Source organism: Xenorhabdus sp. NBAII XenSa04, assembly GCF_963866145.1.
Classification (GTDB): Bacteria; Pseudomonadota; Gammaproteobacteria; order Enterobacterales; family Enterobacteriaceae; genus Xenorhabdus; species Xenorhabdus indica.
Genome location: NZ_CAWMEB010000401.1, coordinates 88,819 through 100,171 on the forward strand (window position 1 = coordinate 88,819; position 11,353 = coordinate 100,171).

7 protein-coding genes are annotated in these 11,353 nt (G+C 39.0%); 6 read left to right on the forward strand and 1 reads right to left on the reverse strand.

Features of this window, described 5'->3' with window-relative positions:
* Positions 1 to 665: 665 nt before the first annotated feature.
* Together AAC147_RS14210 and AAC147_RS14215 are read left to right on the forward strand one after the other, a co-directional pair.
* On the forward strand, positions 666 to 2,699 hold the full coding sequence (locus tag AAC147_RS14210) for an autotransporter domain-containing esterase (RefSeq protein WP_047682240.1): 2,034 nt from the start codon (positions 666 to 668) through the stop codon (positions 2,697 to 2,699).
* A gap of 347 nt (positions 2,700 to 3,046) precedes the next feature.
* On the forward strand, positions 3,047 to 5,035 hold the full coding sequence (locus tag AAC147_RS14215; RefSeq protein WP_052189563.1) for an autotransporter domain-containing esterase: 1,989 nt from the start codon (positions 3,047 to 3,049) through the stop codon (positions 5,033 to 5,035).
* Positions 5,036 to 5,262: 227 nt separating this feature from the next.
* On the opposite strand, the gene ychH is transcribed toward AAC147_RS14215, so the two are convergent.
* A complete protein-coding gene (gene ychH / locus AAC147_RS14220; RefSeq protein WP_047682242.1) occupies positions 5,263 to 5,541 on the reverse strand; it encodes a stress-induced protein YchH in 279 nt (92 codons plus the stop codon).
* Positions 5,542 to 5,810: 269 nt separating this feature from the next.
* Here ychH and pth point away from each other — a divergent pair, with 269 nt between their 5' ends.
* From pth to AAC147_RS14240, 4 genes are all read left to right on the forward strand, one after another.
* Positions 5,811 to 6,401: an aminoacyl-tRNA hydrolase gene (gene pth / locus AAC147_RS14225; protein ID WP_047682244.1), complete on the forward strand. Its 591-nt coding sequence runs from the start codon at positions 5,811 to 5,813 to the stop codon at positions 6,399 to 6,401.
* 122 nt (positions 6,402 to 6,523) lie between these two features.
* The gene (ychF, locus tag AAC147_RS14230) at positions 6,524 to 7,615 is read left to right on the forward strand and encodes a redox-regulated ATPase YchF (protein ID WP_047682246.1); all 1,092 of its coding nucleotides are present in this window, start codon (positions 6,524 to 6,526) and stop codon (positions 7,613 to 7,615) included.
* 297 nt (positions 7,616 to 7,912) lie between these two features.
* The gene (locus AAC147_RS14235) at positions 7,913 to 9,211 is read left to right on the forward strand and encodes an HlyD family secretion protein (RefSeq protein ID WP_047682247.1); all 1,299 of its coding nucleotides are present in this window, start codon (positions 7,913 to 7,915) and stop codon (positions 9,209 to 9,211) included.
* A complete protein-coding gene (locus tag AAC147_RS14240) occupies positions 9,204 to 11,303 on the forward strand; it encodes a peptidase domain-containing ABC transporter (protein ID WP_047682249.1) in 2,100 nt (699 codons plus the stop codon). The genes AAC147_RS14235 and AAC147_RS14240 overlap by 8 nt, the downstream gene beginning before the upstream one ends.
* Positions 11,304 to 11,353 lie beyond the last annotated feature (50 nt).

An 11,353-nucleotide genomic window follows, 5' to 3' on the forward strand; every position in this document is an offset into this window, starting at 1 on the left:
TAATTATTAATATCAATTAGTTAATTAATATAACAAACTTCATATTAAACAAAACAACAACCTGTATACTAAGAACAGAAAAAAACCAACCTCATGACAGCTTAATAAATCATCTGGTATGTCCAGTAATTAACATGAGTAACAATACTGGTATGGTGCCATGTATACTGCTAATCTGTCGGCCGTTTTCTGCTATGCCTTGTGAGGTATTGATGGTGAAGAATTGATATCCATCTCCGAAGTACCTTCAAGGAAAAGTATGAATGCCAAAAAATAGACAAGTTACACAACAATTATTTTGTTAAATAATTTTCATCAGAAAAATCAAAATTCTCTAATGAAATCAACTTTGGGTTAAATAGTGCCAACATTGATTGTCGCTTTAGTTCAGTTAATAAAAGGTATAAACACCAAACATTTCTTAGAACACATTATATACAAATAAATCAAAGCGATATGGAATATTGTTAACAGGGAATCAGTACTTAATCCAAAGAATTGTTATCAATAGGTTAACAGCCTGACTAAGAGTATATCCATTTAGAATATTCAACCCATCAGCACCTCAAAATCTGACGAAGGGGCGTCAATCAGGCTTTGCTATTAGTAGAAGTCAATACGCTGGTAAATAATAAATAAGAAAAATTACTTTAAGGAGAATGCTAATGAAAAAGGCATTTTTATTCACACCTGCACTGTTAGCGCTTTCAATCAGCACCGTTTCTAATGCTAATGCTTATGATAAAATTTATGTTTTTGGTGATAGCTTAAGTGACACCGGAAATAGTAAGACGGATAAACTAGATATAGAACGCTTTACAACAAATGGGAAAAGTGAGCAACTTTATGCTGAATATATTTCCTGGAAACTTACTGGCAGCGAATTAATACCTTCAAATAAAGGTGGAACTAATTATGCCAAAGGTGGGGCGACTTCTATTTGGGAATTAAATCCTAAAACCCCTGACAATACAACGAACAAACAAGTCAGCAGCTATCTGCAAAGTAATAAGCGAGCAGATTCTAATGGCATCTACATCCATTGGGTTGGGGGTAATGATCTTGCTGCGGCTTTGATAGCGGGCCAGAAGGATCCTTCTATTGCTCACGATATTGTGCGAAAAAGTGCAAGCGCAACCGCGAAACAAATTACACAGTTGGTAGACGCTGGAGCCGGATTGGTTATTGCACCCACCGTGCCTGATGTAGGTACAACACCTAGACTTCTTGAAACGGTGCTCAGACAAGGTTTAGAAGACCACAAAATTGACGACGCTACAATTGAGTATACTCTGAAAGAAGTACATCAGAGCATTAATACGCATGATATTCCTAGCGGGGCCGCCCGTGAGCTTGCTTTGCAACAATTATTTAAAAAATTATCGCAAAACGCCGAACAGATACTAAAGAAAAAATCATTAGCGTCTGGCGAAAAACCATTATCCGCGGCTGAAATTGAAAAAGAACTTACAAAGGGATATAAAAAGGCCAGCGAGGGGGCAACAAAACTCACCAATTCTTATAACGAGATAGTCGATGATCAAATCAGCCAAAGCAATGGCAATATCCTGCGTGTTGATATTAATGGTCTGCTGCATGAAGTCATTGACAACCCTTATATTTATGGTATTCAAAATACATTAGGCTACGCCTGCCCTCAGGGACAATCAGCTAGTATATGTCGCTCCGATAAGGATAAAGATCCTGAATTTAATAAAGACAGAGAGTTTTTATTCTCTGACGAATTCCATCCTACCCCACTTGCACACAAAATTCTGGGACAATATATTGAATCTATTTATATCGCCCCATCACAGGTAATGACCCTGAATCAAGTCAACCGTACCCCGGTTAAAGGCGCTCGTGCTTCCCTTGATGGTCACCTGCAACAACTGCGCAGCGGGGGCAATGAAACGGGGAAATTGGGCGTATTCGGTGGCTATAGCGGCAGCCGCAATAACACGTTCACCTTAGGTGGCGATTATCAGCTGACAGAAAGCTTGTTACTGGGTGCACTGTATTCTAACGACAAGACTGAACACTCCCCTGCCTCCAATTTCACCTATAATGGAAATGCCCATGTTGCAACCGCCTATGGATTGTGGAACGTGTTTAACAACGCATGGTTAAGTGGCGATCTCCATTATGCCCGTATTAATTACGATAGCCTGACCCGTAGTATCCAACTTGGTGAAGCGACCCGCAGAGAATCAGGCTCAACCACAGGTAAACAATGGGGTGCCCGTTTTGCCGCAGGCTGGGATATTCCTGTCGCTGACGTTGTCACCACCAGCCCAATCATCCAGTTCGCCTGGGATAAAGGGGATGTTAAAGGCTACCGTGAATCCGGCAATAATAGTACTTCCATGTACTTTAGTGACCAGAATTACACGTCTAAGGTCGGTACATTAGGTTGGCGTGTAGATACCCAATTAGGCCGTTTCAACCCTTATGCCTCTGTTCAGTTTAATCACCAATTCGGCGATACCCATTTCAAACTGCGCAGCGCCATTAATTCCACCGCAACATCGTTTGTTATGGATAGTGGTAAACACAGCAAAAACTGGCGTCAATATACAGTAGGGGCGAATGCTAATCTGTTTGGTAACGTACGTGGCTTCGCTTCCGTAACCCGTAATGAAGGCAGCTCGCAAGATCCTCACTACAACTTCAATCTGGGTATCAATGCCAGTTTCTAATGTTGTGCACGTAGTAAAGTGATGTATCTGATAAAACCATCACAATAACATGCGTAACACTGCAAAAGCGCAAGGAAAATGAAACCTCCTTGCGCTTTTGTATTCCTGTCATGCTTTTTTCTCATCGTTCAACCTACGTATACATATGCCTGCATGGTGTTGACTTTCCGTATATATAGCCAGAAGTAATATCACATAGAAATTATCAATAGGGATCAGCCCTCAACCCAACCAATAAGACGGACAGATTCGAGAAAAAATAAATACCTCCTTAATTCGAGCGAGGTTTTTTATTCGAGGTTTTGTGCTGACTGAAAAGTAATGGCTACATCGACCGGGGAATTCGAATGAAAAAGGTACTTTTTGGAATATCAACAACAACAATATTTTTGGTTAATTTCATTACAAACGCCTATGCTTATGACAATGTCTATGTTTTTGGTGATAGTCTGAGTGACGGAGGAAATTATAATCGTTTCACAACGGACGGAGCCAACAGCGAATTGTACGATGAGTATATTTCTCATCAACTTACGGGTAAGAAATTAATCCCTTCTAACGAAAAAGGAACTAATTATGCTCTGGGAGGTTCAACAGCCCTGCCGATGCCACGGCAAAATCCTATATTAAATGTTTTTCAGCCAAATACTAAAGAACAACTTGATAATTACCTCAAACAACATAACGGAAAAGCCGATCCAAATGGTATCTATATTCACTGGGTAGGCGGTAATGATCTTGCTGAAGCTTTAGTCGCTGGTCAGGATGACTTTTCTAAATCACGTAACATTATCAATACCAGTGCCAATGCTACCACAGAACAAATCAATCAACTTGTTAAAGCTGGTGCCGGACTCATCATTGTACCTACTGCTCCCGATGTGGGAATGACACCTAAGCTGCTAGAAATATTGATTAAAAATAGCTTAGAAAAAATAGGTTCTTCTGAAGAGAAGATTCAAGAAGTTCTGGATAAAGTCCATAAGAAAATTGACCAGTATGATATCCCCAGTGATAAAGCCCGTAAACTTGCCCTTAAAAAAATATTTGAAGAATTAGCTAAAAAAGCCCAGGAGGAATTTGGAATACCCGCTGAAATAATTGAAAAAAAACTGACTGAGGCCTACGAAAAAACTAATAAAAACGCCTCAGAGCTTACTGATACTTATAATAAGCTGATAGATGATAAAATCAGCCAGAGTAATAGCAATATCCTGCGTGCAGATGTCAATGCTCTGATGCGTGAAGTGATAGCAAATCCCTACATTTATGGTATCCAAAATACGTTAGGTTATGCCTGCCCTCAGGGAGAATCAGCCAGTTCTTGTTCTTCTAAGGATAAAGAATTTAATAAAAACAGAGAATTTTTATTCTCCGATAGTTTCCATCCAACACCATTAGGGCATCAAGTTATTGGCCAATACATTGCCTCTATTTATATAGCCCCATCACTTGTAATGTCACTGACTCAAGTTAACCGACTCGCGGTTAAAGGTGTTCGGGCTTCTCTTGATGGTCACCTGCAACAACTTCGCAACGGAGGTAATCCACAGGGGAAAATCGGTGTTTTTGGTGGTTACACAAACAGTGGTAACCATGTCCTTACATTGGGTAGCGACTACCAACTAACGGATAGTCTGTTACTGGGCGCAGTATATTCTAATTACCAAGATGAACGTACCCTCGCCTCCAGATTCACTTATGAGGGGCTTGGTCATGTTGTGACTACTTATGGCTTATGGAATCTCTATAACAATGCATGGTTAAGTGGCGATCTCCACTATGCCCGTCTTAATTACGATAGCCTGACCCGTAGTATCCAACTTGGTGAAGCAACTCGCAGAGAATCAGGCTCAACCACAGGTAAACAATGGGGTACTCGTCTTACGGCAGGTTGGGACATTCCTGTCACTAAAGTCATCACCACCAGCCCGATCATCCAGTACACCTGGGATAAAGGTAATATAAAAGGCTACCGTGAATCCGGTCACAACAGCACCTCTATGCACTTTTCTGATCAGAAATACACTTCCAAAGTAGGCTCTCTCGGCTGGCGTGTTGATACTCAGTTAGGTCGTTTCAACCCATATGCCTCTGTTCAGTTTAATCACCAGTTCGGTGATACCCATTACAAACTGCGCAGCGCCATTAATTCCACCAAAACATCGTTTGTTATGGATAGCGGCAAACAGAGTAAGGACTGGCGTCAATATACAGTGGGTATCAATGCTAAATTTTTAAAAAATTTACATGGAATTGTTTCCGTAACACGCAACGAAGGAAGTGCCCAAGAGCCTGATTACAATGTCAGCCTGGGTATCAATGCAAGTTTTTAGTGTGAATTATATGTATCCTTTTGCCTGTCAAGTTGCAGCCTTGTTGGCTGCAACTTGAAATCTATTAGACTATGATAAAAATCTACAGTGCAGAGAGCTGATTCGATTAATCATCTATATTATAAATCGAGTCAGTTAAAAAGTGAGGTATTCGTTTCATATTATGTGTTTGTTATATCGTGTGTTACGTCAAAATCAGCAACATCTAAAAAATAACGTAATAAAAATTATGAATGTTTATGTTGTTTTTTACGGCGATAACGTTGATCATAATTCTTCAACCACCAATACTTATCAGTAACCTGCTCCCGCCCTCCAAGACTGGCTCCCCCTAGCCAAATCAATGCACCAACAAATAACCCCATTAGTGCGATTCCTGCCAAAAATTCAGATTCACTAAAACTGAATATGTGGCTGAGCAAGACATAAGATAAACTGATAAGCATTGCCATCATGCCTAATCCCATGAAAATATTGCCCAGAATAAAGGCTTTTTTACGTTTCATAACCAACCTCCAATACTTTTTGTGAACGTAGTTTGTGAACGCAATTTGTCAACAAACGAATTCAAAAGCACGAAAGCAGATACCTCCTTTTAGACATTATAGCCATAATATCTAAAAGGTTATTGCGTTGGCGATCACAAGCTGTACGATTTTTAACTTATTTCTCTTTATTATCTAATATCATAATGAGTTTTGTACTCAAGCCTTCAGGCAGGTACACTAAGCCTCTTTTTTTAATACCTTAATGCCAATAAGCGAAATCAAACACTGTGAGTAACATAAAATTAATCGTTGGTCTGGCAAACCCCGGTGCTGAATATGCACAAACCCGACACAATGCAGGAGCATGGTTTGTCGATTTATTGGCACAACGCCATAACCAGCCCTTAAAAGAAGAGAGTAAATTTTTTGGTTATACCGCTCGTATCTATATGAATGGGCAAGATGTCCGTCTGCTTGTGCCAACCACATTCATGAACCTCAGTGGCAAGTCTGTTCTTGCTTTAGCCAGTTTCTACCGTATCCAGCCAGATGAAATTCTGGTTGCACACGATGAGCTTGATCTTCCCCCCGGTGTCGCAAAAATGAAGCTAGGTGGCAGCAATGGCGGGCATAACGGCCTGAAAGATATCCAGAGCAAATTTGGCAATAATCCTAATTTTCATCGTCTGCGTATTGGTATCGGCCATCCGGGTGATAAAAACAAAGTTGTGGGATTTGTTCTCGGCAAGCCCTCTGCCAATGAACAAAAACTGATTGATGATGCTATTGCTGAAGCTCTCAGTTGTACTGACATTCTTATGAATGATGGTATGAATAAAGCCATTAACCGCCTGCACGCTTTTAAAGCCAGCGCTTAACAGGTCCGCTCGGAGTAGAGCGTGGCGCATCAGACTATTGCGTGTATAATAACGCCAATTTTTTATAACTCACCGACAGACTATTTTCTGTCGGTTTATAAGTGATCAAAGGTGATAAATCTATGGGATTCAAATGCGGTATCGTTGGCCTGCCTAACGTTGGGAAATCTACATTATTTAATGCGCTGACCAAAGCAGGTATCGAAGCAGCAAACTTCCCTTTCTGCACTATCGAGCCAAACACGGGTGTTGTACCAATGCCGGATCCACGTCTCGACCAGCTAGCTGAAATTGTAAAACCACAGCGCATCCTCCCAACCACAATGGAATTCGTAGATATTGCTGGTCTGGTAAAAGGTGCTTCAAAAGGCGAAGGTTTGGGTAACCAGTTTCTGACTAATATTCGCGAGACGGAAGCCATCGGTCATGTTGTACGCTGTTTCGACAACGACAATATTGTTCACGTTTCCGGTCAAGTTGATCCGGCTACCGATATTGAAGTTATCAACACCGAGCTGGCATTGTCAGATCTGGATACCTGTGAACGTGCTATCCAGCGTGTTCAGAAGAAAGCTAAAGGTGGTGATAAAGATGCTAAAGCTGAATTAGAAGTGCTTGAAAAGTGTCTTCCCCACCTTGAGCAGGCGGGTATGTTGCGCTCTTTAAACCTGAGCGTGGAAGAAAAAGCGGTAATTCGCTATCTGAGTTTCCTGACGTTGAAACCAACTATGTACATTGCCAACGTCAATGAAGATGGTTTTGAAAACAACCCGCATCTTGATACCGTTCGCGCTATTGCAGAGCAGGAAGGCTCTGTAGTTGTTCCGGTTTGCGCAGCTATTGAAGCGGATATCGCAGAACTGGAAGATGCAGACCGTGAAGAGTTCATGGCAGAACTTGGGCTGGAAGAACCGGGTTTAAACCGCGTTATTCGTGCTGGATATCAGTTGCTGAACCTGCAAACCTATTTCACAGCAGGGGTAAAAGAAGTGCGTGCATGGACAATCCCGGTTGGTGCAACGGCGCCACAGGCTGCGGGTAAAATCCACACTGATTTTGAAAAAGGCTTTATCCGTGCCCAAACGATTTCATTTGAAGATTTTATTACTTACAAAGGTGAACAAGGCGCAAAAGAAGCAGGCAAAATGCGTGCTGAAGGGAAAGATTATATTGTTAAAGATGGCGATGTAATGAATTTCTTGTTCAACGTCTAATCTATAAACAAATTTACTTATCTTGTCCAATACCAATCCATGAGATTTATGCTAAAAATCCGCGTGATCACGCGGATTTTTCTTTTATAAGCCCGCCTATTCTTAATATTCCAAGACGAAATTTTGAAACTCCACATTAAGAAATTTTATTAATGGTTGAAGTGGCATTCAGGTTAACTATATTACAGTAATATTGCATCAAGCAGACCAAATCTACCGACATCACACTGATAAATTGATATTTTCAACTATTCCTCGAACCATAATCACTAAACAAAGCATGAAGATTAATTACATATGACTGCTATGAATAAGTTATTTAGGCAAGAAGCCTTAGATAACCAAAAATCCAAATGGACAGGAAAAGCACTATTGATAGCAAAAATTCCAGCATGGGTTATTTGTATTGCTTCATTAACTTTTTTAACTGTTTTATTTATATTTATTACTTTTGGAAGTTATACAAGAAGAATTAGTGTTTATGGTGAAGTTATCACTAATCCTCATCCAATAAATATTTTATCTTCTCAACAAGGATTTATTTCAAAAACATTCGTCAAAGTAGGTGACATAGTAAAAAAAGGCCAGAAAATTTATCAGGTAGATTTCAGCCAAATTACAGAGTCTGGCAAAATCAGTACTAATACAAAAAACTCCCTCAAGAATCAATTAATACAAGTCAATAATATTATTCAAAACCTGCAATATAATAAACGTATCACTTTAGAAAGCCTCGAAGAACAAAAAAAACAGTATGAATTATCCCATGAGAAGGACAGAATTGTCGTTGAAAATGCACGTCAGGGTATTGAATTTGCAAAAGAAAATATGAAAAATTACAAGAGCTATCAGAAACGAGGTCTGATCACGAAAGATCAATTTAATAATTATGGGTATTCTTATTACCAGCAGCAAAACACATACCAAAATCTCTATAGTCAATATATCAGCGATTCATTAAAGATCACAAGCCTGAATAGTGATATCATGCTCAAGCAAGCGGATTTCGATAAACAAATTTCACAATACAAAATTCAACGAGACGATCTACAGCGGCAACTAGCCGAAATGGCTGCCAGTGGCTCCCTATTCATCACCTCCCCTATTGATGGACGTATTGAATCACTTGGATTTACTGTGGGGCAAATGGTCATTACAAATGACAATTTAGCACAGGTGATCCAAAATGGTATAAAACCAATTTATTATTTAATCCTATGGGTTCCTAATAACAGTTTACCCTACATTACAAAAGGTGATGCAATTAATATACGTTATGATGCCTTCCCATTTGAAAAATTCGGCCAATTTTCAGGACACATCAATAACATTTCATATGTCCCGGCATCCTCTCAAGAAATGTCTCATTATAAAAGTTCACCGATAAATAAGGTCGGAGAAAAAGCCGAATCTTATTATAAGGTGTTAGTAAGTCTGGATAAGAATCAGTTTAGTTATAACGGAAAAAATTTATATTTATCTAATGGCATGAAAGCCCAATCTACTTTCTTCCTTGAAAAAAGACCTCTTTATCAATGGATGTTCTCACCATTCTATGATATGAAAAAAACATTAACAGGCCCTAGCAATGAATAAAGCATCTTTTGACGTCATTACCGAAAAATTGAATTTAGGATTCAGAAGAAGAATCCCCAAGATTTTACAAACTGAAGCAGCCGAATGTGGATTAGCAAGTTTAGCAATGGTATTTCATTATCATGGGTTACAAATCGATTTATCCAGTTTACGTAGTCAGTTTGGAATTTCTACGCGAGGGGCGACACTCCCTGCCTTAATTAGCATAGCTACTACGCTCAAATTTAAAACCAGAGCTGTATCGTTAGATCTTGATGAGCTTCATGCATTAAAAACCCCCTGTGTTTTACATTGGGATATGAATCATTTTGTTGTCTTAGTCAGTGTAAAAAAAAATAAGATTACTATCCATGATCCAGCGTTTGGGCAACGGATAATGAGTACTCAGGAGTTTTCCAAACACTTTACGGGTATTGCATTGGAATTATGGCCGGGTAATGATTTTACCCCTGTAAAAAAGCAAAATAGATTACGTATTATCTCCTTATTAAATAATATTCAAGGAATTAAATCTGCACTGGGGAAAATTTTCTTCTTATCTGTTGTCATAGAAGCTATTAATATACTGCTCCCAGTGGGGACACAATTGGTCATGGATCATGTTATCATTGCTCAAGATCATAGCCTTTTAACTATTATTTGCTGTGGTTTGCTCTTCTTTATCTTATTTAGAGTCAGTGTGTCAACGTTACGTAGCTGGGTATCCATTACTATGGAAGCATTCGTTGATGTACAATGGAAATCAGGTGTATTTGACCATTTAATGAAATTACCTTTAGCTTACTTTGAAAAACGTAAGCTAGGTGATATTCAGTCACGCTTCGGTTCACTAAATATTATTCGCACAACCTTTACCCAAAATATTGTTAATGGAATTATTGACACCATTATGCTGATCAGCGTCTTTGTTATGATGCTGCTTTATGGTAACTGGCTGGTTTGGATTGTATCAGGGTTCACTATCATTTATATAATAGTCAGATTTCTGACATATCAATATTATAGACAGCTTTCTGAAGAACAGATAGTTAAAGAGGCCAGAGCAAACTCCCATTTTATGGAAACGTTATACAGTATTAATACATTAAAGGCGTTGGGATTATGTGAAACTCGTGCAAAATCCTGGTTAAACCTGAATATTGATACCCTGAACTCAAATACTAAACTCAGTAAGATAAGTTCAATTTTTAATATCATTAATGTTTTTATTACTACTTGTGAACAAATTATTATTCTGTGGTTAGGTGCATCATTAGTGATAGACAACCAAATGACACTTGGGATGTTTGTTGCTTTTAACGCATATCGGGGACAATTTGCTGACAGAGCAAGTAATTTGATCGACATGGCAATTAAATTGCGCATGTTAAATTTACATAATGAGAGAATTGCCGATATCGTCCTCTCTGAACCAGAAAGAGAAGCCCCTGCGCGGGAAATCGGCGTTTCAGGACAACCTGTTGATTTAACAGTTCATGATTTACATTATCAATATGATAGCTTATCAAAACCGGTGATATCCGGCTTTAATCTTAATGTCAAAGCGGGAGAAAGTGTGGCCATTGTTGGCCCATCTGGGGCTGGAAAAACAACACTCATGAAATTAATGAGTGGGTTATTAGAACCAGATAAAGGTACTATTTTAATGAACGGGCTTGATATTAATGTCATTGGTCTAAATAACTACCGGAAGTGTATTGCCTGTGTGTTGCAAGATGATAAATTACTTTCCGGCTCTATCGCTGAAAACATATCCGGTTTTGAACCTTCACCCAATATCGACCTTATACAAGAATGTGCTAAACGGTGCAGCATTCATGATGATATTTTATTGATGCCAATGGGGTATGAAACACTTATTGGTGAATTAGGTAATGGATTATCTGGTGGACAAATACAAAGGTTATTGATAGCCAGAGCGCTATATCGTCGTCCAAGTATTTTATTTATGGATGAAGCAACCAGCCATCTGGATTTAACTAATGAAGCGTATATCAACGAATCAATCTCTGCATTGAATATTACCAGAATTATTATTGCTCATAGACCATCAACAATTAAGTTTGCTGATCGTGTTATCTCTATATCATAGATATCATTCATTTTTCAATTGATTTTCTTCTATACCAATCATCATTGAAG

Coding starts and splice junctions, on each gene's coding strand:
- AAC147_RS14210 (WP_047682240.1), top strand. CDS start 666: ATGAAAAAGGCATTTTTATTCACACCTGCACTGTTAGCGCTTTCAATC.
- AAC147_RS14215 (WP_052189563.1), top strand. CDS start 3,047: ATGAAAAAGGTACTTTTTGGAATATCAACAACAACAATATTTTTGGTT.
- ychH (WP_047682242.1), bottom strand. CDS start 5,541: ATGAAACGTAAAAAAGCCTTTATTCTGGGCAATATTTTCATGGGATTA.
- ychF (WP_047682246.1), top strand. CDS start 6,524: ATGGGATTCAAATGCGGTATCGTTGGCCTGCCTAACGTTGGGAAATCT.
- AAC147_RS14235 (WP_047682247.1), top strand. CDS start 7,913: ATGACTGCTATGAATAAGTTATTTAGGCAAGAAGCCTTAGATAACCAA.
- AAC147_RS14240 (WP_047682249.1), top strand. CDS start 9,204: ATGAATAAAGCATCTTTTGACGTCATTACCGAAAAATTGAATTTAGGA.